The 25,885-nt window shown below is 43.7% G+C and carries 32 protein-coding genes; 16 read left to right on the top strand and 16 right to left on the bottom strand.

The genetic code is table 11. The annotated features are described in order from the left end of the window. The 13 genes from BACPLE_RS18385 to BACPLE_RS18330 all read left to right on the top strand — a co-directional run bounded on the left by BACPLE_RS18385 (position 1) and on the right by BACPLE_RS18330 (position 11,667). A complete protein-coding gene (locus BACPLE_RS18385; protein ID WP_005868890.1) occupies positions 1 to 1,056 on the top strand; it encodes a hypothetical protein in 1,056 nt (351 codons plus the stop codon). A gap of 4 nt (positions 1,057 to 1,060) precedes the next feature. After that, positions 1,061 to 1,759 carry a hypothetical protein gene (locus BACPLE_RS18380; RefSeq protein ID WP_005868891.1) on the top strand — a complete coding sequence of 233 codons (699 nt, stop codon included), beginning with the start codon at positions 1,061 to 1,063 and terminating at the stop codon, positions 1,757 to 1,759. Then, entirely contained in the window at positions 1,746 to 3,029 is a 1,284-nt protein-coding gene (gene traM / locus BACPLE_RS18375) for a conjugative transposon protein TraM (RefSeq protein ID WP_005868892.1), read from the top strand. Before BACPLE_RS18380 ends, traM begins: the two co-directional genes overlap by 14 nt. After that, a complete protein-coding gene (locus tag BACPLE_RS19115) occupies positions 3,026 to 3,211 on the top strand; it encodes a hypothetical protein (RefSeq protein WP_007564699.1) in 186 nt (61 codons plus the stop codon). Before traM ends, BACPLE_RS19115 begins: the two co-directional genes overlap by 4 nt. A gap of 12 nt (positions 3,212 to 3,223) precedes the next feature. Next, positions 3,224 to 4,336, top strand: coding sequence for a DUF4138 domain-containing protein (locus BACPLE_RS18370; RefSeq protein ID WP_005868893.1), 1,113 nt, complete (start codon positions 3,224 to 3,226; stop codon positions 4,334 to 4,336). Next, entirely contained in the window at positions 4,333 to 5,805 is a 1,473-nt protein-coding gene (locus BACPLE_RS18365; protein ID WP_005868895.1) for a DUF3945 domain-containing protein, read from the top strand. Before BACPLE_RS18370 ends, BACPLE_RS18365 begins: the two co-directional genes overlap by 4 nt. 18 nt (positions 5,806 to 5,823) lie before the next feature. Next, positions 5,824 to 6,009, top strand: a complete 186-nt coding sequence (locus BACPLE_RS18360; protein ID WP_005868897.1) for a hypothetical protein — start codon at positions 5,824 to 5,826, stop codon at positions 6,007 to 6,009. A 3-nt stretch (positions 6,010 to 6,012) separates the two neighbouring features. Next, positions 6,013 to 7,206, top strand: coding sequence for an ArdC family protein (locus BACPLE_RS18355; RefSeq protein WP_005868899.1), 1,194 nt, complete (start codon positions 6,013 to 6,015; stop codon positions 7,204 to 7,206). After that, positions 7,184 to 7,567 carry a single-stranded DNA-binding protein gene (locus tag BACPLE_RS18350; protein ID WP_007564694.1) on the top strand — a complete coding sequence of 128 codons (384 nt, stop codon included), beginning with the start codon at positions 7,184 to 7,186 and terminating at the stop codon, positions 7,565 to 7,567. Before BACPLE_RS18355 ends, BACPLE_RS18350 begins: the two co-directional genes overlap by 23 nt. An 11-nt stretch (positions 7,568 to 7,578) precedes the next feature. Then, positions 7,579 to 9,525 (top strand): type IV secretory system conjugative DNA transfer family protein, encoded by a 1,947-nt coding sequence (locus BACPLE_RS18345; RefSeq protein WP_005868904.1) that lies wholly within the window; start codon positions 7,579 to 7,581, stop codon positions 9,523 to 9,525. Between the two features lie 22 nt (positions 9,526 to 9,547). Next, a complete protein-coding gene (locus BACPLE_RS18340; RefSeq protein WP_005868906.1) occupies positions 9,548 to 9,967 on the top strand; it encodes a hypothetical protein in 420 nt (139 codons plus the stop codon). A 135-nt stretch (positions 9,968 to 10,102) separates the two neighbouring features. After that, positions 10,103 to 11,128 (top strand): toprim domain-containing protein, encoded by a 1,026-nt coding sequence (locus BACPLE_RS18335; protein ID WP_005868908.1) that lies wholly within the window; start codon positions 10,103 to 10,105, stop codon positions 11,126 to 11,128. Positions 11,129 to 11,181: 53 nt separating this feature from the next. After that, positions 11,182 to 11,667, top strand: coding sequence for a hypothetical protein (locus tag BACPLE_RS18330; protein WP_005868909.1), 486 nt, complete (start codon positions 11,182 to 11,184; stop codon positions 11,665 to 11,667). A gap of 99 nt (positions 11,668 to 11,766) precedes the next feature. Here BACPLE_RS18330 and BACPLE_RS18325 read toward each other — a convergent pair whose 3' ends face one another. From BACPLE_RS18325 to BACPLE_RS18300, 3 genes are all read right to left on the bottom strand, one after another. Continuing rightward, the gene (locus BACPLE_RS18325; RefSeq protein ID WP_005868910.1) at positions 11,767 to 13,014 is read right to left on the bottom strand and encodes a PcfJ domain-containing protein; all 1,248 of its coding nucleotides are present in this window, start codon (positions 13,012 to 13,014) and stop codon (positions 11,767 to 11,769) included. Position 13,015: 1 nt separating this feature from the next. After that, positions 13,016 to 13,426, bottom strand: a complete 411-nt coding sequence (locus tag BACPLE_RS18320; protein WP_005868911.1) for a PcfK-like family protein — start codon at positions 13,424 to 13,426, stop codon at positions 13,016 to 13,018. Positions 13,427 to 14,368: 942 nt separating this feature from the next. Next, positions 14,369 to 14,767: a single-stranded DNA-binding protein gene (locus tag BACPLE_RS18300; RefSeq protein WP_005868746.1), complete on the bottom strand. Its 399-nt coding sequence runs from the start codon at positions 14,765 to 14,767 to the stop codon at positions 14,369 to 14,371. A gap of 747 nt (positions 14,768 to 15,514) precedes the next feature. Between BACPLE_RS18300 and BACPLE_RS19550 the strand changes: the two genes are divergently transcribed. Next, positions 15,515 to 15,676 carry a hypothetical protein gene (locus tag BACPLE_RS19550; RefSeq protein ID WP_005868748.1) on the top strand — a complete coding sequence of 54 codons (162 nt, stop codon included), beginning with the start codon at positions 15,515 to 15,517 and terminating at the stop codon, positions 15,674 to 15,676. 157 nt (positions 15,677 to 15,833) lie between these two features. Here the strand turns inward: BACPLE_RS19550 and BACPLE_RS18290 are convergent, their stop codons facing one another. The 6 genes from BACPLE_RS18290 to BACPLE_RS19545 form a co-directional block, all read right to left on the bottom strand. After that, a complete protein-coding gene (locus tag BACPLE_RS18290) occupies positions 15,834 to 17,111 on the bottom strand; it encodes a type II toxin-antitoxin system HipA family toxin (RefSeq protein ID WP_005868749.1) in 1,278 nt (425 codons plus the stop codon). Then, on the bottom strand, positions 17,108 to 17,446 hold the full coding sequence (locus BACPLE_RS18285; protein ID WP_005868750.1) for a helix-turn-helix domain-containing protein: 339 nt from the start codon (positions 17,444 to 17,446) through the stop codon (positions 17,108 to 17,110). The genes BACPLE_RS18290 and BACPLE_RS18285 overlap by 4 nt, the downstream gene beginning before the upstream one ends. A 169-nt stretch (positions 17,447 to 17,615) precedes the next feature. Beyond that, a complete protein-coding gene (locus tag BACPLE_RS18280) occupies positions 17,616 to 17,951 on the bottom strand; it encodes a single-stranded DNA-binding protein (protein WP_005868751.1) in 336 nt (111 codons plus the stop codon). Between the two features lie 873 nt (positions 17,952 to 18,824). Continuing rightward, positions 18,825 to 19,307: a DUF3990 domain-containing protein gene (locus tag BACPLE_RS18270; protein WP_005868753.1), complete on the bottom strand. Its 483-nt coding sequence runs from the start codon at positions 19,305 to 19,307 to the stop codon at positions 18,825 to 18,827. Beyond that, entirely contained in the window at positions 19,304 to 19,753 is a 450-nt protein-coding gene (locus tag BACPLE_RS18265) for a DUF3791 domain-containing protein (protein ID WP_005868755.1), read from the bottom strand. The genes BACPLE_RS18270 and BACPLE_RS18265 overlap by 4 nt, the downstream gene beginning before the upstream one ends. A 13-nt stretch (positions 19,754 to 19,766) precedes the next feature. Then, entirely contained in the window at positions 19,767 to 19,928 is a 162-nt protein-coding gene (locus BACPLE_RS19545) for a hypothetical protein (RefSeq protein ID WP_007564662.1), read from the bottom strand. Positions 19,929 to 20,189: 261 nt separating this feature from the next. On the opposite strand from BACPLE_RS19545, the gene BACPLE_RS18260 reads away from it, so the two are divergent. Next, positions 20,190 to 21,353 (top strand): IS4 family transposase, encoded by a 1,164-nt coding sequence (locus BACPLE_RS18260; protein ID WP_005868407.1) that lies wholly within the window; start codon positions 20,190 to 20,192, stop codon positions 21,351 to 21,353. Between the two features lie 193 nt (positions 21,354 to 21,546). Here the strand turns inward: BACPLE_RS18260 and BACPLE_RS18255 are convergent, their stop codons facing one another. Beyond that, on the bottom strand, positions 21,547 to 22,161 hold the full coding sequence (locus BACPLE_RS18255; RefSeq protein WP_005868759.1) for an SLOG family protein: 615 nt from the start codon (positions 22,159 to 22,161) through the stop codon (positions 21,547 to 21,549). A 1-nt stretch (position 22,162) separates the two neighbouring features. Continuing rightward, positions 22,163 to 22,729 carry a phosphoribosyltransferase gene (locus tag BACPLE_RS18250; protein WP_005868760.1) on the bottom strand — a complete coding sequence of 189 codons (567 nt, stop codon included), beginning with the start codon at positions 22,727 to 22,729 and terminating at the stop codon, positions 22,163 to 22,165. Positions 22,730 to 23,127: 398 nt separating this feature from the next. Between BACPLE_RS18250 and BACPLE_RS19930 the strand changes: the two genes are divergently transcribed. After that, a complete protein-coding gene (locus BACPLE_RS19930) occupies positions 23,128 to 23,328 on the top strand; it encodes a hypothetical protein (RefSeq protein ID WP_008782408.1) in 201 nt (66 codons plus the stop codon). Between the two features lie 212 nt (positions 23,329 to 23,540). Here the strand turns inward: BACPLE_RS19930 and BACPLE_RS18240 are convergent, their stop codons facing one another. The 5 genes from BACPLE_RS18240 to BACPLE_RS18220 all read right to left on the bottom strand — a co-directional run bounded on the left by BACPLE_RS18240 (position 23,541) and on the right by BACPLE_RS18220 (position 25,787). Then, positions 23,541 to 23,849: a hypothetical protein gene (locus tag BACPLE_RS18240; RefSeq protein ID WP_224263218.1), complete on the bottom strand. Its 309-nt coding sequence runs from the start codon at positions 23,847 to 23,849 to the stop codon at positions 23,541 to 23,543. Positions 23,850 to 23,893: 44 nt separating this feature from the next. Beyond that, complete coding sequence (locus BACPLE_RS18235) at positions 23,894 to 24,217, bottom strand: hypothetical protein (protein ID WP_005868762.1); 324 nt, start codon at positions 24,215 to 24,217, stop codon at positions 23,894 to 23,896. A gap of 29 nt (positions 24,218 to 24,246) precedes the next feature. Continuing rightward, positions 24,247 to 24,810 carry an N-6 DNA methylase gene (locus BACPLE_RS18230; protein ID WP_225990576.1) on the bottom strand — a complete coding sequence of 188 codons (564 nt, stop codon included), beginning with the start codon at positions 24,808 to 24,810 and terminating at the stop codon, positions 24,247 to 24,249. Positions 24,811 to 24,987: 177 nt separating this feature from the next. Beyond that, positions 24,988 to 25,251 carry a hypothetical protein gene (locus BACPLE_RS18225; RefSeq protein ID WP_005868765.1) on the bottom strand — a complete coding sequence of 88 codons (264 nt, stop codon included), beginning with the start codon at positions 25,249 to 25,251 and terminating at the stop codon, positions 24,988 to 24,990. A 56-nt stretch (positions 25,252 to 25,307) separates the two neighbouring features. Next, a complete protein-coding gene (locus BACPLE_RS18220) occupies positions 25,308 to 25,787 on the bottom strand; it encodes an LPD28 domain-containing protein (protein ID WP_005868767.1) in 480 nt (159 codons plus the stop codon). Between the last annotated feature and the right edge of the window lie 98 nt (positions 25,788 to 25,885).

Here is a 25,885-nt window from a genome sequence, read left to right as displayed (position 1 = left end):
ATGAATCAAGATAATTTTCTCTGGGGACTTCAGATCACGGACGGTCTGACGATGGAACTCGTTTCGCAAATGACAGTCATCGCCTTCGGTGTTGGTGTCATCTGCTTTATCTGCAACCTAGCATACAACTATCTCTATCACGGAGCCAGCCAGCTGTTAAGCCCGAATGAGGACAAATTTCCCGACATGATGGAAATCGCCCGTTGCCTGGTACTGTTCTTCTGCCTAAGCATATACACCCCCATCGCCCAAACCATCGTAGGCACGATGGAAGTAATCAACGAAGCCACCTCGCTGACCTCCGAGCGTGCGCAGGAATTTGCCCAGTTCATGGCACAATCAGCCATCGAACAAGGAGAGATGATTGCCGAATACGACAAACACAGCCTCCAGTCGGAGGTAGCAGCCGGAGAAGACAGCACCGGCGCCATGCAGCACGAACTGGATAAAAAGATGGAAGAGGACGAAATGACCGGTGTACGCTCCAGCGTGGAGAAGATTGTGCAGCTGCTCAACCCCGCCAACCTCGCCACCCTTGTGCTTCATGGCATTTCCGCCCTATTGGTAGGAATCATACAAGTAGTCATCTTGGGTATCGGCGTGGTCATTGTCAAGCTACTGGTCATTCTCGGCCCGTTTGTCTTTGCCGTAAGCATGTTGCCGGTCTTTCAGAAACAGTTGAGTATCTGGTTCGGTACGCTCTGCTCCGCCTGTATGGTATTCACCGTCATCAATATTCTGAACCAAATCATATGGCAGACCTTCAAGGCCATCTATACGGAAAGTGCCGACATGGTGGACGCAGCTACGCAGCAGATACAATATTTAGGAATGGATCTCGCCCTGATTGGTGCTTATTGCAGCTGTTTCTGGCTATCCTCCAAAATCGTAGGACACAGCGATGCCGGGAAAATCATTTCGAAAACCGTGTCAATCGTCACCACGGCGGCCACCATCGCCCTGATGGGAGGCGCAGCGGCAGGCGGCAAGCTGACCAACGTAGGCGGTGCCGCCTCTATCGGGGCAAGTTTCATAAACGACAACAATAAAAAATAGAACTATGAATCTGATGAAATTCAAAGGAGCAGATGATGCGGTCAAGCTGACTATCCGGCTTTCAGCCGGGTACTGCATCATTCTGACTATCGCTTTTGCCAGCAGTATCATCTTCCTTATCAACAAAATAGAAAAAGCATACGGCCAGGCTCTCGTCATCGACAGGCAGGGAGAAGTCTATGAGGCAAGCAGCCTGTCTGCCAGCGATATGCGGCAATACGAATACATGAACCATGTAAAGACCTTCGTAACCCACTGGTATGCCTTTGACGAGAGCAGCTACGAGAAGAACATTTCGCTTGCGCTCAACCTCATAGGCAACAAGGGGAAGGAGCTGTTGAACGAGTACAACGATGTGAATATGCTGAACTCACTCATACAAAAGAATATCCGTTACGGGGTACGCATCAAGGATGTAGAGATTAACACACAAACGATACCCGTTTCCGGAAAGATAATCTTCACGCAGACCGGGTACCGGGCACGGGGAAGCATCTCACGTAATATCGAAGCGGAGTTCACCATCTATGATATGCTGTCCCGCAGCGAGGAAAATGCGCACGGAGCCAAGATAGAAGATTGGATTGTCCGCTATTCCGAACCCGTGGAAAGCAACGGCACCAACACATCGCAGGCAGCTTCTCCGGGCAAGAATGAAAACCAGTCAGAAACCTCTAAACCAACCGACCATGGAACCGAATAAACTTATCAAAGACAAGAACAAGCTGTTGATGGCCATCCCGGTAATCCTGGGCATCCTCTTCCTTTATGTATTCTTCATCCGTGAGGACGGGAACGTGCCGTCAGGGAGTGACAGACAGGCCGCCTCGCAAGCCTTTTTGGAACCACAGTCGGAAATGGCCGACAAGGTGAACGACAAGATGGAAGCCTATAAGCAGGACAAACTGGAAGAGCAGGAGAAGGCACGCATCCTGAAAGAGTCTCAGGTCAAAGGATCTGATTTTTACTTCGAGCTGCAAAACCAGCAGGAGCGGTATGACCGTGCCACACTGGAGCGCATCCGCCGTATGCAGAACGATCCGTACAGCGAAGTCATGGCAGAATACGGAGGTGGCCGGAACGGACGCTTCTCTCATCAGCTGGAAAGCCAACTGGACGGACTGGAGGACGAGCAGGCGCTCAACGAGATTATCCGGGAAGCCAAGAAGAACTCACGCATCCGCAAGGAACTGGAAGAATCCGACAAATACCGCAAGCGCATGTATGAACGGATTGTCAATTATGACCAAGAGGGAAAAACGGAGAAAGCCGCTGCCAACCCTTCCGGCCATCCATCCGCCGACAGCCTGATGCAAAAAGGCCCGATCTACCATGCCGAAAACGGCAAGCGGGTACGCCGCCAACCGACCTCCGCACCGGGAAACAGCAACCTCTTCAGGGCTTGCATCCACGGCGACCAGACCGTAGTCACGGGCAGTACGGTACGGATGCGGTTGCTTCAGGACGTAACCCTATCCGGCATGAAGATACCGGCCAACACGCTGTTTTACGGTATCGCCACTTTGGGAGCCAACCGCCTCGATGTGGTAGTCAGCAACCTGAAGGTAGGAGACAACCTCAATCCCGTATCGGTGGTTGTCTTCGACAATGATGCCATGGAAGGTTTGAACCTGCCCAATAACCTGAAAGCCAGTGCAGCCAAGCGTATGGAACAAGGTCTTGTACAGAACATTGACATGCCGCTCTCTTCCATCGGCACGATGGCCAGCGAAGTGACCAGCGTAGTCAACGCCACCACCCAGGTAGCCAAGCAAATCTTGAACATGAGCCTCTCACAAGTGAAGGTACATCTCAAGTCCAACTACGAAATGTATATCCAAGAAGAGAGTCAGGAATCGAAGTTGCGTAGGCAAGCCGTGCAAGCGGAGTTACAGAAGCTCTATGAGCAAATGGAACAAGAGAAAACGAACAAGAAAAATCATCCCCTTCAAACATTGATAGACAAATTATGATAGACATTCTCAATTACCTGCTTGCGCTGTCAGCGGTCTTTTTCGGCTATCGGATCTACGTATCACGCCGGAACGGACGAGCCTTTAAAGAAATCCGTCCGCTGACCGTTTCTTTCGGCATTACCCTGCTTCTTCTATGGGGCATTACCGTATTCACCGCCTTTTTTTCAAGAACCGTTTAACATATCGACAACATGAAGAAATATATTTATCTACTGTTTTACTGCTTTGTGTGCAGTCTGCCGCTCTTCGCTCAGGAAAACGGCACTCCCCGGAAACAAGCCATCAGCCAAAAAGACATCTTTATCTCTTTCGACTGTGTGAAACACCTGGTATTTCCTGTGCAAGTATCTGATATCGCCATCGGCGAACAGGAGCTTGTCATGGCCAGCCGGGTAGAAGAGGCGCCCCATATCGTCAGGCTCTCGGCGCAAGCGGAAGGATTCACCGAAGAGACCAACCTGACCGTAGTCTGCATCGACGGAAGCGTTTACACCTATCACATCCGCTACCTTCCCGAAGGCGGCACGGATTCGTACCCGAACATTTACGAGGACAACGGGAAATGGCAGCACCATGACTATCAGGCAGAAGTCAGCGACCTCCATCTGGCCGAGTTCTTCTTTCCGGAGGACATCGCTTACGGAACGCCCGGCAACGAGGTGTCCTTCACTCTGGCCGCCTACAACAACCAGTTGAAAGTATCAACCGCCAAAGATGCCGTGGCATATTCCAACCTGTTTGTGGTGGATAAGGCCATGAACACTTACCACATCACCATCAAACGGGGCAATACCTCCGTATTCACCTACAATTTTGATGACCAGCGCAAATATACCGCCCATGTGGATGTGAACAGCGAGGAAATGGAAAGATGCATCCAAGAGCTGCGCACCAAGAAGCGCAACATCTACAGCCTGGGGGTCATCGAGAACAAGTTTGAGTTGTCAATGGCCAATCTGTATGTGCATGAGGACTTCATGTTTTTCATCTTTGACCTGAAAAACAAATCATACATCGACTACGACATCGAGTTTGTCAAATGTTTCCAGCGTGACCAAAAGAAGAGCAAGAACGCCATCCAGCAAGAAACGACCATCGAACCTATCTATCAGAAAGATTTTGATACGAAAATCAAGGGCAAGAGCCGGAACCGGCTGATACTTGGTTTCGACAAATTCACGATACCCGATGATAAGGTATTCGAGATCGAGATTTACGAGCGAAACGGCGGGCGGCACATCAAGCTGGCCGTGTTGAACGAATACATCCTTTCCGCAGAACCCTTATACAAGCCACAGCCATGAAACTGAGAGAAGCATTAGACACCTATATGTTCGACAACGTGGGACAGTTCGGCGGCATCGCCGAATCACTGGGCTATCAGACCGAATACCGGGACGGATATTTCCGGTTCCGCAAAGACGGGGAAGAGCTGAGCATGAGCGTAAGCGAAATCAGGGAAAAAGCCGGAGCAAAGTACGATGAAAGCCTTCGTGACCAATCAAAAGAACGTGTATCCGCCCTTTTTGACAAGGAACGTGCCAATGATCCTAAATATGTCGCCGAGCTGGAGAAGGATGGCATCAGCATCAAGCGGTGGGAGAACCTGAAGGGACATGACAAGGACGGCTTTACCGTCATCGACCATCGCCTGAAGGTATGCTACACCGGACAGTCGCTCTATGAATACGCCTACAAGCAAGGGAACATCCTCGACGGGAAAGGCACCAAGCTGGAAAAGGGTGTCATGTCTGATTTGATGGAGATACACGGCAAACCGGGGAAGCTCCGTTTCAACGATGACGGAATCTCCGTATTCTACCGCAAAGAGGCGTTGGTTATCCCGGACAAGGTGCTGGGAAAGAAGTTGGGCAAGAAAGAGAAAGAACAGCTGCTTGCCGGTGACATCGTACCCATCACCGTAAATAAGAAGGACATCCTGCTGCAAGTTGACCGGGATCTGAACTCCGTCATCCTGCGCACCAACCAGGAAATCAAGATTCCCGACATCATCGGGCAGACCAGCGAATATGGCGGCTACAAGTTAACCAAAGCCGACAAATACCTGCTCGCCAACGGCCATGCACTGGAGAACAAGCTGCTGCACAGTCCGGAAGGCTACTTCATTGCCGACATCCAACTGACGGATGACAGGAAAGGAGTCATGATACAGAACATACAGAGTATCACTCCCGGCAAGGCACAAGAGCTGATCAAGGCCATGACCCCCAAACTGGAAGCCCATGCGGCCAACATAGAAGCTGCAAAAGAGCAAAAACACGAAGAGGGGCGCAATATGGAAGCCGAGTTTAAGGAAGCGGTGGGCAAACATGACTTTGAAAAAATCGGGAAGCTCAAAGAGGAAGGATATAAACCCAGTGAAGAGTTTATCAAAGGAATCGGTAAGGAACACGGTCTGGATGAAAGGCAAACCCATGAAGTCATCCAGCTGTTCGGCACCAAGCCGGAAGAACAGGGCGAACATGAAAGGCAGGCCGCACGTCTGTTGGATGCCGCACAGACCGACAACTTTCATGTCATCCAAGAGATACAGAAAGAAGGGTACCGGCTCACTCAAGAAGACCTTACCCGGATGCGTGAAACGGGTGTGCAAGCCAACACACTGATAGCCGTACAAAAGATTTTCGGGATGGAAGGCAGCACAAAGACACTGGGAGATGTCAAACTGGCCAGCACACCCAAACCCGACAACAGCAAGGAAATGGCCCGTCCGATAGCCAGCACCATCAACCGGGCTTTCAATGACTTATAACCTAAAAAATCAGGAATTATGGATTACGATGAATTAGTACAGAAAAACATTGCAGGAGAAATCAGTGACTTAGAGTTTCTACTTGCACAGGAAGAGCTTGCACAAGCCTATCAAGAAGAGATGGCTGCCAAGCAGCAAGAGACAAACAACCAAACGGCCAGAGAATGGCTGCTTGATTACGAGAACAGAAATCTATACCAATAAATCATGGATACAGCAAGTGATAAAGCATTACAGCGTTTCGCCGAACTGATGATCGAAAAGATAAAGCAGGTGGAAGACAACTGGCAAAAGCCTTGGTTCGGGATAAAGGGTGGGGGACTTCCGCAAAATATCGAGGGAAGAACCTACAACGGAGTAAATTCCTTCATGTTGTTTCTACTTTCGGAAAAAGAGCAGTACAGCCTGCCGGTCTATATGACCTTCATGCAAGCCAAAGACAACGGCCTTAACATACTGAAAGGAGAAAAGTCATTCCCAGTCATTTACTGGAATTTCTCAGTAAGAGACAAGAACGGAAAGAAAATACCTTTCGACGTATATAAGAACCTGGATAAAAACGAGCAGCAGGAATATAAGGTCACGCCGTTTCTGAAGACATACAATGTGTTCAACGTACAGCAGACCAATCTTCAGGAAACGAAACCGGAGAAATGGGAAGCATTGAAGGAGCAATTCAAGATACCGGCCATCAAGGACGAGCAAGGGATGCTCACCGTGCCTCTGATTGATGCGATGGTACGGGAACAGCAATGGATCTGCCCCATTTATTCCAAGGAAGGAAATAGTGCTTACCATGCAAGGGGAGAAGATAACCATATCGTCGTACCCCTGAAGGGGCAGTTTAAGGACGGAGAGAATTTCTACTCCACACTACTGCATGAGATGGCGCACTCGACTGGAGAACCTGAGCATCTGAACCGGGAAAAAGGCGTGATTTTCGGAGACAAGCAATATGCCAAAGAGGAACTGGTTGCCGAACTCACCTCCGCTACCGTCGGGCAAAGCCTGGGAATATCCACCCATATCCGGGAAGAAAATGCCATGTATCTAAAAAACTGGCTGGGAGCCTTGAAAGAAGATCCCAAATTCATCTACAACATCCTTGCCGATGTAGGAAAAGCCAGCAATATGATTCAGGAACATACCGCACGGATGGAACAGTACCTCACACCGGAGGAACGGTTCACGCAGGCCGTCCTGCAAGACAACCGTCCGGTATTGGAGCAGATGAAAAACGAAGGTTTTACCCCTTCATCACGGTTATTGGAAAGTGTTGCGGCAAACCATCCTACAGCCGACAACCTTGAAACGCTACACAGCACTTTCGGCATTTCGCTGCCTTCCATGGAAGCGGAGCCAGCCATGAAAAATATGAATGAGCCACAGCTCGGATTATAAACTTTTAAAAACCATCATTATGTTTACAGGACAAATTATCGGTTATGTCGGTGCGGATGCCCGGCAGAACAAGAACGGAAAAGGATTCAACTTCCATGTATCCACCAAGTACAAGAACGTGAACAACGAGGAACAGACCCTATGGGTATGCTGTTTCGTGAATTACGAGAGTAAAGTCTTTGAGTATCTGAAAAAAGGGACACAGGTATATGTCTGCGGCGATGTGTATGCCGATGTATTCCAGAAGGATGACGGTAGCCACATCCCATCCGTCAGCCTGACCGTCTCACGCATTGAGTTACTGGGAAAGGCAGAGAAAAAAGAGAGCGGTGACGGAACGGCATCCGGACAACCCCAATAACAGCAACGGCCATGGAAAGAGAGAAGAAAGACCTGTCATTCATCCTGATCCTGCTATCCACGCTCATCGGGACAGCCGTACTGTTTCAGTGGGCTATCGTTACGGGATTATACGCTCCACTACGTAATCCGGCCATGTGGGAAAGGCTGATGGAGAAGGATATCCTATTCCGGTTTCTCTACGTTATCCTGATCGGAGGCCTCGCTTTTCTCTTTCCGGTTGGCAAAGTGAAAGACGAAAACAAGAAATGGGTTTACACCAGTATGACACTGGTTACGGCATCCATGCTGGTTGTCGGATTCAGCCGGTTATCAGCGTGGTATAACCTATTTGTATTTCCCATTCTATTCGTAGCGTACACGCTGCTTGTCATCAAGACTCTGCCTTATTTCATCCGGCGTCATGCCCAATCCGATGATAGCATTTTCGGGTTAAGCCGGGAAGAATCGGCTTTCTACTTCCGCTTTGAAACCGCCTCCGGGCCGCTGGTCATCCATAAGCCGCAGCAGAATGTCTATATCGACGGCGGTCCGGGAAGCGGTAAATCAGAGAGCTGGATCAAGGGAATCATCTACCAGTGCGCCGAGCGCAACTATGCCGGATTCGTGTACGATTGGGAGGGTGATCCCACCAAGGACAAGTCACCCATCCTCTCACGTATCGCATACGGAAGCATCGAACATTTCCGGAACAAGGGGATGGAAACACCCCGTTTCGCCTATATCAACTTTGTGGATATGTCACGCACGGTCAGGGTGAACGTACTTTCTCCGCAATACATGTCAAAGGGAAACGAATCGCTATTCATCCGCAATATCATCATGACACTGATGAAGAATCTGGAAGCAAGCTGGAAGGAAAAGACCGACTTTTGGGCCAACAATGCCATCAACTACGTCTATTCAATCGCCTATAAATGTTTCAAGGAAAGGAAGCTTGGTATCTGTACGCTGCCCCATGTGATAGCCCTTGCCCTTTCTGACAGCAACCTAGTATTCCACTGGCTGTCGGAAGATCCTGAAATCGCATTGAACATGTCCTCCATGCTGACCGCCTGGAAACTGGGTGCACAACAGCAGACAGCCGGAGCCGTATCATCCGCACAGACTCCGTTGGTACTCCTGAACAACAAATACATCTTCTGGGTGTTGTCGCCACTTCCCGAAGAAGAGTTCTCTTTGGATATAACCAACAAGGAACACCCAACGCTGTTATGCGTAGGCAATGCGCCCACCATCAAGGAAGCCGTTTCCCCTGCTATTTCCTGCATCGGCAGCGTCTTGATGTCACAGATGAACAATCCCGGCAAAGCGACCAGCATATTCATGGTAGATGAATTTCCGACCATCCTGTTGCAAGGCATTGACACTTTCATCGGAACCGCCCGGAAGCACAATGTCGCTACCATTCTCGCCGTTCAGGACTTCAACCAAGCGGTCAGGGACTATGGAGAGAAAAGTGCCAACATCCTGAAAGCCTCCTGCGGAACGCAGGCTTACGGTATGACCGGAAATGAGAAGACCGCCAAAGACATCGAGAACTTGCTTGGGGAGAAGAAAGAAGCGCAAGAATCTTATTCACACCAAGCCGGTGGCAATAACAGTGTCACGGAGAGCCTGCAAAAAGAAAAAGTCTTAAAGGCAAGGGACATTGCCGGACAAGCAGCCGGACACTTCATTGGCAAGATTGCCGGAGGCAAGCCGCCATTCTTCAGCGTGCAGATGGATATGTGCCGTTTTGAAGAGAAGGAGATACCCCGTTTCTCCTTACCGGTCAAACTGGGCAACGGCAAAGAAGAGATGGAACTGGAAATCCTGGAAGAGATTATCCAGCAGAACTACATCAAAATCATTGAAGATGTCAACGCCATCCTCAAAAAGATAGAGGACAAATTAAAAGAAAAGTCAGCAGTTCCGCCAACCGGGACACACAAGACAGAACAAAAAATCATCCGATAACATTCAACAAAAGAATCCTACCATGAGAAAAATTCATTCATTATTAGCGGCAGCCTGCTTATTGGCCGCTTCATGCAACAAAGAGGAAATCCAATCGGAAACAGACAAAGCCGGCATGTATCACATCACCGTAGCCGTAACCGGTTCCTCACCCAAAGGCAGTGTGCATATATATAATCTTGACGGCGTGAGATTCAGGAACGAACGCACCGGTACCTCCGCAGCTTCCGTAGATGAGAGTTTCACCGATAAAGCGGAATACAGCACGGAAAAGCCTGTCAGCCAAATTACCGTGCAAGGCATTCTCTATTCAAAAGAGAGTGCTATCATCACCATGCAGATAAAAAAAGACGGGGAAAGCGTATTCAACCAGAGCAAACAGTTGGAGGCCGTTCCCGGTATAGACACTACTGTTGATTTGGTTTACAGTACCTTGAAATAAAAATGCAGACGAATCAAAAAACATATACTTTCTCTTCCATATTTAGATGATATTTCTTATCTTTATGAAAGATAATCTTTCTCATTTATAATCTAAGCTCAGATAAAATGAGATTCAACTAATCCAGTCAACGTTATGAAAGTCGATTTCAATCAGATAAAAACAACCATTTCTCTGCCCGATTTCCTGCTGGAACTAGGATGGAAAATCGTGGAAGGCTCTTCCAACTCCTGTCCCAAAATGAGCAACGGAACGCATACCATCGTCATCAAGCGGAACTCGCAGAACCAATACACCTATTGGGACGTGCATAGTGACAGCGTGCGTGGCCGCAGTATCATGGATCTGATGCAGGAACATCTATTTGAAACAACCGGAAAAATGCCGTCCTTGCGCGAGGTGGGGGAGATCCTTCAGAACTACATCAACACCAACCGCATCACGACACCCGAAAAAAGCCGGTATGAAGTAGGTAACACAAGCATGAGAGCGGACGAACTTCAATTCTACTTGAGCCAGCTACAACCCTACAAGGGCAATTATCTCCAGAAAAGAGGTATCCTGAAAGAAAGCATTGAAAGCCGGTTCTTCAAAGACACTTTCTTTATCCGGGAGGTAAAGAACAAAGGGAGTGTTTACCGCAACGTGTGCATCAAGATGTACAATGAAAACGGTGTGCAAGCCATTTCTCAACGAAATGAAACATTCAAAGGGATTATCGGTGGCAAGTTCGACTGTCTGGCGACCAGCAACCATGACAAAAGCCGCCCGATAGACATTCTCTACATTGGGGAGTCATTTATAGACTGTATCTCCCACTATCAATTACGCCATTCCGGAAACGACCTCAATCTTGTATATGTATCTACGGAAGGGACATTCACGGAAGGACAAATGAGGCTATTACGCCTGATTCTTGACAAGAACCAGGTAAAGGAGCTCCGGAGCATCTTTGACAACGACAAACAAGGGCACAAGTACACTCTATGGCTGCATCGTTACTTTCATGGCGATACGACTGATGTCGAGAGCCTGAGTAACGATGAACTCCGCAACAAGGTACGGAAACTGAAGAACGTCGAACTTTCGGAAAACAAGGATTGGAACGATGATCTGAAAATCTCGTGTGGCATCTGTTCCTCCACGGAGGACGGCCAGTAACCTCATAGATTTGCTCCATCACATAATACGACAACCTATAAAATCAGATCAATATGAATATCAAGCATTTATTTTTTTGTATGCTGCTCATTGCCTTTTCCTCATGCAGCAAACCCGGCTATGAGAAGGCCATTGCGGAATGGGTTCAGACAGATTCTCACGGCACCTGGACGGATTTAAAGTTCGAACTACTGGAAGTGTTGGAAACAGAAGACGTCACCGTATCGGACAGCCTGTGCTACCTGAACAACAAAAGCGCACAATTATCCGCTGTCATACAGAAAGCGGAAAGTCCCCGTGCCTTATTCAAACCGTCCTTTTCCGCCTATATGGAAGCCGAAAAAAGCCTGAAAGCAACGGATGCCATGAAAGCCATGTACCTGCACCGTGACAGTACGGAAGTTATCGGCAAGATATTAAAATGCAGGTATGCCATCGTCCAGCCACACTCAGGGGTGCAGCAGAAAAAGACGGCTTCTTTCCTATTGTCCCCCGACATGGAAAAATGTATCGGCAAACTAAAGCCGACAAGCAAATAATCCGAGCGTAACGATGTGTAGCGACAACGTTTTTTGGGGTTCTTTTTTGGGCGTCTTCCAAAAAAGAACTCCCACACATTTAGATGTGTGGGCTATTCATTACACTACCATCCTTTCCCTTATCAACGGTATATTATCCCGTACCAAATTCAGAATCCGGTCATGATAGGCTGATAATTGGTTAGACTTTCCACGACACTGGCACACCTCCATCCTGCTAAGTGAAAACTCCACCGTTTCCATGCGCCTTCCATCCACCGTTGCCGACATTATCAACGAATCTTCTCTCTTATAATAGGCGTTGCTGAATACACAATGATGCAGCAACTTTCCCTCTTTGTAAAAGTCCGAAAGGCTTTCCAATACCCGAACCATAATATTTCCATCCGCAAACGAAAGATTAAAGAAACGTGATTTGGCAGCAATATAGTCTTTTTCATCCTTTTCAGAATATTTTTTCTTACATTTCCCCATCACCCAATCATGCGCTTCTTCTACATTCAACGGACACAAATAATGAGGATTTCTCGCATCCAATTTATTTTCTATCAGCATATCCACATAGTCCAGCCACAAGTCCGCATCATGTATCACATAGTCATGTCTTAAACAGATTTTTACATACGTCCAATACTTATCTATACCGTATTTTCTCTCTAAAAATCTCAAGAACAAATTCATTTGCCCTGCCTTATATAATATCTCCATCCGATTATCAGTTAATAATGTCATAAAGAAGGAACTCGGACAAATATCATAAAAGGCACCCTTAAATCCATTCCTCGTAAGTTCGGGTATCACTTTCATTCTCGGATAGATAACTGCCGGGCAAATATCATAAATACGGTCATGATGCACATTCCGCTTACGCAATTCCAAAGAACTTCCATATATCCATGCATCGTAATAAAATATAGACATGCCCCGCAGCAAAGACAGCGTTTCTGTCTTGCCCTCTTTATTCATCCAACACTGTACCGCCTCAATTATAAAGTAATTAGCCGGAGACCCTTTTTTCAGCCGGCAGTCCACCATAAAAAAACGGATAACTTGATATTGCTTGTATGTAGTAATCACACAAAAATATTCTTTATATACAGCCGTCCTTTTCCTGCTATTCTCCAATTTCAGGTTCATACCGCAATGAGGACATTTACAGTTTTTCTTATCTTCCTTATCCCGCCATGTATGCCCACAATCCAAACAAAAGCAATTCCCCTTTGCATCACGCTTGAAATAATGCACAAAGCAATGTTTATAGGCATAACGCTTTTGAGCCTCTGAAACGGGAGCTAACTTCCTGCTCCCATTCACGATTTCCATTTGTAATTTTGTCTTGGGTTTCATATCAAAAAAGAGTTAACTGGGTTTGTACTTCGGTGTTGTTCTCACGTTTAGCTTGTTGACGCTTCTTCAACTTTGCCAATTCTTCCTCCTGCAATTTTTTGATAGCAGCCTCACGAGCCGCTTTCTTTTCTTCCTCTGACAATTCAACATGATGATTTACGACTACATTACATTTCAATGGGCTACCCACCTCAATATTATCTTCCTGATAATAGTGCAACGCCATACCAAAAATTTCATCATCACTAAAACCACAGCAACCGCTTTTCTTCACTTGGTTTAAAATATAGGTAATGCAATTATCTATATTCTTTGTAGGTTTTTGATAGACTGGAGCAAACAGACTATCCACCGCTGCCATATTATCAAGGTATGCCTTGATGGTACTTTTAAATTGTTCTGACACTTTCATAGTATATCATTTTTAGATTTCATTTCACAATAAGCCAATTTCACGAGAAACAAGGAGAATAGGCAAATAAGAGCCAACAACGTAACCGACACAACCTTTATCGGACTTGGCGTTATTACCGCTCCGACAAACATAGCCACTGCACAAAGAGCGATGATGACCGAAAAAACAAATTGAATGATTTGCATATACTTCTGCTACTTAGTTTGTTAAACTTCTAATTTTATGCTTCAGCTAGATTTAAAGACCTTTTTTTAAAACCCCTTTCCGGGATGGCCTTTTCTTTCTGCCGACTTTTTTTTTGAGCTTTCATGCCCCATCTGAGTTTATGAGCCTTTTTTTTACGGCACACAACAATAAGGAAGGAGGGATTAAGAAAAGTTTTGGACGACAAAAAATGTTGGGGACAGCGAAGCCGTCCGGCGTTATTTTTTTCGGGACAAAGGGGCGAAGACCGGAACTCTTTCGTATCCATCCACCGAAATAAATTTGCCGTTCAAAAACAAAGGATCTCAGATGGAGCTATGAAAAAAGCACATTAGGGGAGGCAGAAAACAAGGAAAAGGGCAGTACGGAAAGTAAAACAAACCATACGGTTTTGCTTGCAAAACCGTATTCCTATCTCCCTGCCACAAGTGACAGGGGGGGAACGGGTTAGCAACGGACTGCCGGGACAAACGGTAAAAGGAAGGAACTGCAATACGGAAGAAGGAGGTTGTTTCGGCAATGCCGAAGCTCCGGATGATGACCATTGCAATCCCGCCCACGTTTGGAACTTCTCTTTTCTGGTTTGCCCATAATCAGCCGCATAGCGGATGACTACGGGCAAACCGGGAATGAGAACAGTCATTCCGATGAAGGGGAGGGTGGGGAAGAATACTGCGTGAACGCAAAAACACTCTCGGATATGTAGCAAAAAAAAGCGGCACTAGGCCGCTTCAATCATTTGCTTGCTTTTTTCTTTTTAGAGACAGCCTTCTGTTTAGGCTGATCCGGTTTTTCTTCTTCTTTTTCCGGAGCCGGATAAAACTTGGTGGCTACCATCACAATGCGGTTACGCTTCTCCCCACTTTTAGAATCCGTCCATTCTTCCGGCTTAAAGTAGCCTTCAACGGTTATCAGCTCACCTTTTTTCAATACATCGAAGGAATCCAGTGCTTCATTCTTTCTCCAGGCTTCAATCCCCATGAAAGCGGAAACATAAGAGGTTTCTTCACCTGTCTTGTCTGCACGGCTGACCGCGATAGAAAAGCGTGCTACGCTTGCTGTTTCAAAACTACGGATTTCTGCATCCTTACCGATAAAACCTGTTACTGCGAATGAATTTTCAATCTTTTTCATATCTCTGATTTTTTAGAAGTTAATTAATCAATTTTACAGTGCAATAACTGATTGTTGGCTTTGGGGGACACCATGAAAAAAGATATAAATACTCTTTTTATGCTGGCCGGAAAAAGGAAGATTTGTAACTTTTTTATTGGTGAAGATGGCAGCAAATAATTCGGGTTAAATACGCTTTTTATGCAAGGCAAAAAAAGGAAGATTTCAGACGAATAACAACGTGGTGTTTGTGAATCGTCCCCTTATCCCCGTAAAAGGGGTTAGCAACAATCTATATTTGCAACGGAAAATGATTTGACTTCCCTAAAAAATGATATGAAAAAGACAAAACTTGAAAATCAGCAACAGGTTTGGAAAGGATGCAAAAAACAACCGGTCAGACAGCAAGCATGGCACATTCCGAAAATATGGTCAGCCGCCTATCGACACACCGGAAGAAACCTCTGCAATTCCTTTTAAAAAAATGAAGCCGAAGAATGAAGCATACAATATTCCACGTATCGAAAAAAGTGACTGCACGATAAAATGAAAGGCTGCAACGGAAGAACAGACTTGCGGATTCTGCGGGGAGAACATAACCATACAGGCATACAGCCACTACAACTGTTTCCGGAAAAAGAAGATTATACAACCGGAAAAACAGAAAGGCATCCACTCGGAGAAAAGCAAGCAAACGATTGAAGCGGACTGCCGATTTAGCGGCGAAATATCCGACTACCTATATACAGCCCTAAAAGGCTGGGGCATATGGGTAAGCAACAGACTGCCGGGCAAATAAAAGGAGAGTGGCATAGCCGCCGGAAAGAGGTTGTCTCGATGTGGCCGAAGCTCCGAAAGCAGACCGGATATGCCTCTCTCCTTTGCCTTCCCCATTCCTGGATTTCACACAATCACGGAGCCTGCGAGTGACTATGAGAAATCCTGAAACGGGGACAGTCACTCCGCTGAAAGGGTGGGTGGGAAACATGTGACTTTCTCCAAAATAACAAATAGGGGTATAAAGATCTCAAAAGAAAAGAAAGCCGTTCCAGAAAAGACTGGAGCAACTATCACCATCTACTGTTCTTTAAGTTAATTGCAGCAAATCCAAATCATCAGTGACCAATCCATCCAATACATGTTGGATTTTATCAAATATAGCCTTATCTATGCCATACGTGGCGCATAACGATTGAAATTTGCTTACAGCATCGAACACCTGTAATATCTTCTTTTCGGGCTCCTCTACAAAATCCTCGGCAAAGTTGACGAAATCACTTGTAGTCAAGGCAGACCTTTTGCCCATCACGCCCATCGAATGAATGTGTGCTGAAGAATTTTCCCATGTATTTGCCGTGAACATTACATCATATGCAGGTGATAAACGCCATACCCCTGCCTTATCCATGATAAACGATATGTTCTTATTATGATCATCGGATATACCTGCGACATAATTAAATACCATTCTGATAAATATCTGATCTTTGTCTTCCTGGGGAAGTTTCAGAGTCTCTGCTATCCAACACAGCTTCATATAATCATCTGCACCCGGCATAATGGCCGCAAGGGTCTGACTAAAGAGCTTTTCTCCATTCTTACGATCAAATCTTTCCGTTACGAAATGATTTCTTCCATCAATTTCTTTCAGGAAGCATGGCATCATGTTGATTCCCGCCGCCTTTGCCATTTCGCTATATACCATTTCTATCTCTGTGGTAGGAGAGTCATCTGCTTCTTTAAATTTGATGATATACTGCTTAAAATTTTCAGGCAAATCCACCTGGCCGGAACGAAACTCTTCCGTTTCGAGATTATAGGCAATCACTGCCTTCGGGCGCATGCCACCGGCAGAAGTTCCAAGATATATCAACTTTTTCATCGTGAGGCTATCCTCCGGTGATATGACAGCAGCATCTCGATCATTATATATTTTAGAAGCCAAAGTTGCCAATGATGACATATTTACTGACTCATGGATGGCATCATCATTAAATTCCGGTTCAAATTCCAATGCTCCCATAGCCCTCTTGCCAATATAAGAGAGCTTCAATAGAGGCAATGATTCCGTAACCTTTATATTATTATCCGTGAGCCATTGGTCAAATAGGGAAGCCCCCCATTTGTCAGGAAGCGCATCTGCAAGAAATTCCGGAAGCCCTTGATATAATTTATCTTTATTCCCATAGAAAGACGCAAACAAAGGGGTTCTCTTAGGGTGTGTGGAAGGGCATATATCATAATCTTGTTTCCTATATTCATCCGTAAATTGGAATACAGAACAATGCTTTTCAAAGTCCCAATTCAATTTGCCAATGCAAGTCCCCCACAGATATACATTCACTATAATCGGCTCTTTCTTCATACCATCTTACGTTTACCGTTAATTCTTTGTATTCTTTTACCTGTTTTTTCATTGATTAGGAAAGGGGAGTCTGGAAGTTCCGGAACCAAACCGACAACGCCTTCAAGAGTTCCACTTATACGCAAAATCTTAAGCAATGTACTTAGGGCAATATCACTTACTTTACAAGATTCTATTCTCTTAATAGTAACGATAGATACTCCTGCCTTATCCGCAAATTCTTGCTGGGAAAAACAGCAGCTAAGTCTTATAGACTTAACTCTCTTGCAGATTTCCTTTACAATACATTCATCTGAAAATTCGTATATTGTATATGTATCATATAATCTTTTCATAGAAAAACATATTTAGGTATCATTTTTGATACAAAAATACCGATAAATCTGAAAATCACCAAATTAAGAAACACTTTTTTTATAATCTTCTGCCGCATTAGCAAACGATTGAAGCGACCTTGTGCCGCTTCAATCGTTTGATTGCTTTTTCTTTTTAGTCCGGGGGTTCTTATTTTTCCGGAGTCGGGTAGAACTTAGTAGCTACCATCACAATGCGGTTACGTTTCTCCCCACTTTTAGAATCCGTCCATTCTTCCGGCTTAAAGTAGCCTTCAACGGTAATCAGTACATCTTTTTGCAGTATCCAAAAAGCATAGCGGTCTTCCATCTTACTCCAGGCTTCAACTTTCATAACAGAGGAAACAAATGTTTTTTCTTCATTTATCTTGCCTATGCGACTGACCACAATAGAGAAGTGTGCAACCTTTACTATTTCGAATAAATGGATTTCTGCATCCCTACAAATCCTGCCTGTTACTGCGAATGAATTTTCAATCTTTTTCATATCTCTGATTTTTTAGAAGTTAATTAATCAATTTTACAGTGCAATAACTGATTGTTGGCTTTGGGGGACACCATGAAAAAAGATATAAATACTCTTTTTATGCTGGCCGGAAAAAGGAAGATTTGTAACTTTTTTATTGGTGAAGATGGCAACGAATAATTCGGGTTAAATACGCTTTTTGTGCAAGGCAAAAAAAGGAAGATTTCAGACGAATAACAACGTGGTGTTTGTGAATCGTCCCCTTATCCCCGTAAAAGGGGTTAGCAACAATCTATATTTGCAACGGAAAATGATTTGACTTCCCTAAAAAATGATATGAAAAAGACAAAACTTGAAAATCAGTAACAGGTTTGGAAAGGATGCAAAAAACAACCGGTTAGACAGCAAGCATGGCACATCCCGAAAAGATGGTCAGCCGCCTATCGACACACCGGAAGAAACATCTGCAATTCCTTTTAAAAAAATGAAGCCGAAGAATGAAGCATATCATATTCCACGTATCGAAAAAAGTGACTGCACGATAAAATGAAAAGCTGCAACGGAAGAACTGACTTGCGGATTCTGCGGGAGAACATAACCACACAGGCATACAGCCACTACACCTGTTTCCAATAAAAGAAGATTACACCACCGGAAAAGCAGAAAGGCTCCACTCGGAGAAAAGCAAGCAAACGATTGAAGCGGACTGCCGATTTGGCAGCGAAATATCCAACTACCTATCTACAGCCCTAAAAGGCTAGGACATATGGGTAAGCAACAGACTGCCGGGCAGTCACTCCGCTGAAAGGGTGGGTGGGAAAAAACTAAGTGGACGCAAAAAACAACCTTACCATTGGGGGATAAACTTCCCCCTATTTTCACTTCACATATTCTTTACCCCACTTCAATTGATTCAACAAACTTCAACAACAAAGCGACTGTTACCGTATGAAATGAAAGCTGATTGAACAACTTATGCGCTTTCAGCATCTCAATAGCGGCTTCAGCCGTAACAACTCTCTGTTCATAAAGCCGAATTGTCGCATATAACTGGTCATTTGCGACAGGCCCCATTATTAGGTCATAGTCACCGTTTTCTCTTCCTCTGCGGTTGTTGACAACAAACTCCAGCCATTCTTTTGTCGCACCCATAAACCGAAGAACCGGATATTCCCTATCAAGAATATCATCGGGAACTTCATAAACAGAGACGATTGCTTTTTCGCTCTGTTCCCTGTTCTTCTTCAACAAAGCCCATTTTTTTGCTTGTTCAAAGTTGGTTGTCGTATAAAATCCCTTCCCAAAGTCCGTAGCCTTCCGTCCTTTCTGTATATTAGGGCGTTTCACGGTAACTGTAGATCCATGAAATAGTCTCATTTTCTTTTATTGATATAAGTCGTTATAGTATCTAATATATATTCGGGGTCTTGGGTATGAAGCATTTCAAAAGTCTCATCCAAAAAATCAAAAACCCCATAGTCCGAAAACAACAACAAGGTTTCTTCCGCACTTTGTTTCTTTTCCTCCCTATAATTCTCAATGCAGAACATCTTGAAAAGCAGGATCTTCGTGTCACCGTTATACCGTCGTTTTTCTTCTGTTTTTTCCTTCTCCAATGTTTCATAAAGCGACAATGTACTTGAATACCATAACTTGGTACTCTTATCCAGCAAAGATTTATACAACTTGGAAGAATATATATAATACAGTGCATCGCCTAAAGGCAATGCCTTTTTCTTCATGACCAGTTCTACCAGCTCTCTCATCACGAATGGGAGCATGGTTGAGTCAAGTTCTCCTTGATTTTTATGAGTAATTTCCATATTCTTGTTGTTATTACTTTAGCATATTTTCGAAAACACCTTCTTCACAGTTCTTTATACACACCTGACACTCGGCCACCACTTCTCTTAATATTCGGGCACATTCTTCATTCGAATGCCCTTGCAGTAATTCATAGGCATATCGCATCAGTTCATTAGCTTCCATTGTTTCCATCCTTATCAATAATATTCAAGTTCATCATTATTTTCTGCAACGACTCCATATTTGGAGTTCCTAACCAACACACACCTATGCAAAAGGTCATATTGTTCTCTGTATCTGAAAAACGCATATTGTTTTACCTTTTACAAACATTGTTGTCCCATTAAAATCTAAAAGAGTTCTTTGAAATATTTGAAATTTAGTTAGTTACAGCGATTTTCCGAGCGAACGGACTTGAATTTGTAGCTTTGCATCAGATTAATCCGATGGCATATGTTCCAAGACAAATACGTTTTCGCTCAATTGGCTTCATTTCTGAATCGAAGTAAGTTTAACCGCATAGTCACCAAGTATGATGGTGATAAATATGTGAAGCACTTCACCTGCTGGAATCAACTACTTGCTTTGATGTTTGGTCAACTTTCTAATCGTGAAAGTCTGCGAGATTTGATAGTTGCTCTTGAAGCTCATCATTCCAAATGTTATCATTTAGGAATGGGTAAAAATGTATCAAAGTCATCGCTGGCAAGAGCAAATCAAGATAGAGACTATCACATCTTTGAAGAATATGCTTACTACCTGGTTAGCGAAGCACGACAAAAGTGTGCTAATCATATTTTCAAACTTGGCGGTAACGTTTATGCTTTCGATTCGACTACTATTGACCTGTGCCTTTCAGTCTTTTGGTGGGCAAAATTCCGCAAAAAGAAAGGTGGTATCAAAGTGCATACATTATATGATGTGGAAACACAGATTCCTGCATTCTTTCATATCACGGAAGCATCCGTACACGATTCTAAAGTTATGATTGAAATTCCTTATGAACCAAGCTCTTATTACATCTTTGACCGCGGTTATAACAACTTCAAAATACTGTATAAAATTCATCAAATTGAAGCCTACTTTGTTGTCAGAGCAAAAAAGAATCTCGGGTACAAATCCATCCAATGGAAACGTAGGCTGCCTAAGAATGTGCTTTCAGACGCAAGTGTATTTCTGACAGGATTCTATCCTAAACAATATTATCCAGAGCCACTTAGATTGGTTAAATATTGGGATGAAGAACAAGAACGAGAATTTACATTCATAACCAATGCGATGCATATATCTGCGCTTCAAGTTGCTGAACTTTATAAAAATCGCTGGCAGGTAGAGCTGTTTTTCAAATGGCTCAAGCAGCACCTTAAAATCAAAAGATTTTGGGGAACTACAGAGAATGCTGTTCGAATACAGATATATGCTGCTATATGCGCTTACTGTTTGGTGGCAATCATTCAACACGATATGCAACTGAACAGAAGTACATATGAAGTGTTACAAATACTGAGCATCTCATTGACTGATAAGACTCATCTGAGAGACCTCTTTGATAAAACTAAATTTCAAAATGACAAAGAACGATTCGGACCAAATGGGCCAAGTTTATTTAATTTTTAATTCGTCCCAATTTTAATGGGACACTAATGTTTTACAAAGGTAAAACAATTAAGTAAAATTCATCTATCATTGCTTTTCATATTTATTGTGTCTTTCTCTTTTGCATCGGAAGTATTAGCACTTACAGCAACCAGACAGTATGACATCGCCACGTTTGATCATACCGCTGGAAAACAACGATATACAATCTGAATCAAAACAGATTGTATATCACCAATTTCTTTTTTTGTGCCTTGTTAAACGTATAAGAAGTTCCTCCGGCAGATTTTCCATCCCAATAGGCAATCAGCCTACAGGCGTGTGAAATCATGTAATCATTACGGTGGGCATAGCATTGGGCATAATAATATTCGGATAGAACTACCACCTTGTCGGCTTGGCGCAAAATATCAGCATACCTCTGTTTGTCCTCTTTGTTGAAATACACATCTTGCCCGACATAAGGAACAACCGCCACCAAAACCATATCGGGATATTGTTTCCTTTGTTCAAGTACGGTATGAGCAGCCATCATGTCAAATCCAACCGCACAACCAATATAGAAAAAACGGATTCCATTCTCATAGCAGAAACGTACCTCTTCATTCAACGATACGGACAAAGCATATTTATTTGTTCGTATCGTTCTATGACCGGTAAAAGCAACGGACATCATTTTCATCCATTTATCACGTGCCTTTCTACATATATCCAACGAACCTGCCGAAGTTTCATACACCATTCCATTCACCTCATAACGATAAGTGAACCAAGTAGTATCTCCAAAGATATCCTTCTGCTTCTCTATATAACTCTCTTTTTCTTTCATCTTATAACATACGGACAACTGTTTTACCTAAAAAGAAACCTCCCAAAACCTCACCTCCTATTTTTTCCAACTGACATGCGAAACGAGCATACGAAAACCCTTTTGTTAAAATATCGTCAAATACCAAGATTTTCTTACCCCGAAAAAAGTCCTTGTCAAATTCTATCACTTGTACTTTTTGAAGCGACTTGCTGTCAAATTTCTCGTGAATAGCCAAACGATCTCCACTGACACGTATATGTTCATACGCATTGATAGCACCTGAAAACTTACACACAGCCGAAGCAAACCCCTTATAACGAAGTTCATTCTTATCAGCGGAAGAAGCCGGAACACAAGCAAAAACAATATTCTTAACATCATCACCAAAAACTTGATGTAACTTATTCGCTATCATCCAAGCTATATTCAAATAAGCTTTTCCATCCTTAAAACTCCATATCATCTTACGAATTTGCCATTCTCTTTCCGTTGCCTGCCGATATTGCATAGGAAGATACTCAAAGAAAGAAAACATCATCTTATGCCATTGTCTGTCTAAACTAGGATATTTACTCTGATGTGCCATAGTCTTTTATCTATTAAAATTAAACTTATGCTTCAGCTAGATTTAAAGACCTTTTTTTAAACCCCTTTCCGGGATGGCCTTTTCTTTCTGCCGACTTTTTTTTTGAGCTTTCATGCCCCATCTGAGTTTATGAGCCTTTTTTTTACGGCACGCATCAATAAGGAAGGAGGGATTAAGAAAAGTTTTGGACGACAAAAAATGTTGGGGACAGCGAAGCCGTCCGGCGTTATTTTTTTCGGGACAAAGGGCGAAGACCGGAACTCTTTCGTATCCATCCACCGAAATAAATTTGCCGTTCAAAAACAAAGGATCTCAGATGGAGCTATGAAAAAAGCACATTAGGGGAGGCAGAAAACAAGGAAAAGGGCAGTACGGAAAGTAAAACAAGCCATACGGTTTTGCAAGCAAAACCATACTCCTATCTCCCTGCCACAAGTGACAGGGGGGAACGGGTTAGCAACGGACTGCCGGGACAAACGGTAAAAGGAAGGGACTGCAATACGGAAGAAGGAGGTTGTTTCGGCAATGCCGAAGCTCCGGATGATGACCATTGCAATCCCGCCCACGTTTGGAACTTCTCTTTTCCGGTTTACCCATAATCAGCCGCATAGCGGATGATTACGGGTAAACCGGGAATGAGAACAGTCATTCCGATGAAGGGGAGGGTGGGAAAGAATACTGCGTGAACGCAAATTAATGGGATTACCAGTAACTCCAAGCGTTTTTTGCTACTTTTTTGGGGTGCTTGCCAAAAAGTAGCGGACAGCAAAATACCCTCCCTTCCCTAATCCAAAAGAAGGGAGAATGTGCTTCATTGAAGGTATATAGGTTCCGTTCCCTGATTATAACAATACATAGTGTTATTTCTGAAACCATCAAAGCATATATGAAAATCATCGAAATCCTGTTCCGTGGCCAAACGAACCTTATCACTCAACAAAACCATGCATTGTTTATTGACAGATGTAGCCAAAGAGGTAGTACGTCCCGGCTTTATCTCCAATGCCACCACATAAGAAGTCCTTCGTGGATAGATATACCCAATAATTTCCTCATTGAGTACAACCAAACGAATAACATCTTCATTCAAAACGGGAATATTATTAATTTTGCCCATCATTGTTATAATATAAATCAGTTTATAATCATTAAAATACAATATCATTACAAATGATACCTATAATTTTTATAGGTAAACTTTTCCACCGAGACCACCTCATAAAGATAGTCTTCATGGCAAGAAGCCATTATACAGTTCTCACATTCAAGAATAGGATTTATAACTACACGGAATTTAATAGTGCCGTCCACCAGAACAAACTCCACCCGATTAAAGAACCCTTGTAGAGAATGCCCTTCCTTATCCATCAGACGCACTACTTCACCTGTAAAAACAGCCAATTCCTTAGCCTGCCATTTCGCTTTACGCAAACAACTGTTCGCCGCTTTGACGTTCTCATTCACCTCTTTTGTTCTTATTGCTTTCATACCAAAATCCTTTTTACATATTTATCTTGTCAAAAATCAAAAGTCAGCTGCGTAGCCCTTGCGTTGCTCTGAATCGACCTCTTCAATTCAGAATTATCCTCCATTGCATTTTCAAGTTTCCTAATAAAAGAAGTGTCACCTGCTTCCGTTATCTTTAAAATAGGCAACCATACTCCGGCTATCAGCTGTAAATCTATATGATAACTTCTCCAATGCTGCATTGTCAATGTATTCATCCATGCGACTTCACCGGGTACGCTATTCATCATCAGATTGACAACGGTCATCTTTACACAAATCAAATCTATATCCGAGCCATAACAAAAAAGCCTTCCTCCATCATTCTCTTCCGCACATTTTTTTACAGCGGAAAGTAGCATCCTGCCGGAACCACAGCACGAATCACAGACCGACTGTTTAGGTTTCAGCCTATTTCCCCCCATACATGCCATCAAATCAGCAACGTGTATCGGGGTAAAGAACTGTCCGTTATTCCCATGACTGACACACTCCATGAACATATCTCCCAAGACATCGCAAAATCCTTCCGAATATTCAGACACCCTATAAAACATTTGAACAAAAAGTTCCATTTCATATGGCTTATATCTTTTTTCCACTCTACGATAATCCTCCGCCAACATCCCGACAGACAAATAGTAAAGACAAACATCCAAAAAATCCCGAAAGGCTTCTTCATATCCCCGACTGAAAGCAAGCTTTTCATAAAGTTTCATTATCTCCTTTGGTATCATACTTTTCTGACTTCATTATTCACAACATTCTATATTCCTTGTGCCATAGATTTTATCAAAAGCCGCTTTTATCTCCGAGCGATATTTACAGTCCTTCTCAAAACAAAGTTGTTTTGTCCAAAAATCGAAATCAAAACCATCGGTATTATCAATCGTTACAGAAACATAATCAGTCATACCACTCTGACATACAACCGTATGCCGATTTACACAAAAGTGGTCATTTAAAGCAGTTTCTTTTCGGGTAATGCGTTCTACCATCTTATCTATCCACTTCATACTTATAATATTTTATGTAATTGCCCCATTCCAAGAGGCAGTTACGGTTATACTCATTAAAAATCGTTCTCGTTCAAAAACAGCACATCGCCTTTCATCACCATCCAATTAATCTCACTCAGATGATAGCCACAATGCCCACTCAAAAAAATCTCAATCTCTTCAGTGGTCTGCAATCTCCTGTCTGGGCTTATCACCGCAACATTACCGGAATTACAATCCAATACAGCCAGTTTCTCATAAGCCCACTCACCAAACTGGCAGAACTCGATAAAATTGGTATAGGTTATCCGTATGCTATTGTTTGCATCAAATTCAAGGGGTGACTTTGTAATGAATGAACCTGCATGATTCACCACCACAGAGGGGCTAATCTCTGCCAATGAAGATAAGCTGTCATCCCATCTAATCTCATAAAGGAAAAATCCTTTTGGCAATGAATTGCGGTCTATACGATAACTGGAAAAAAGACCGTCTATCGTTTCATTAATAACTAACTGTTCATAATCTCCTTCTAAATAGTGTACTCGTGACATAACTCGTTGTTTTTTGGGATTGTTAAACTTCTAATTTTATGCTTCAGCTAGATTTAAAGACCTTTTTTTAAAACCCCTTTCCGGGATGGCCTTTTCTT

This window comes from Phocaeicola plebeius DSM 17135, from assembly GCF_000187895.1.
GTDB classification, from domain to species: domain Bacteria; phylum Bacteroidota; class Bacteroidia; order Bacteroidales; family Bacteroidaceae; genus Phocaeicola; species Phocaeicola plebeius.
This window is presented reverse-complemented; position numbering and strand designations above follow the sequence as displayed.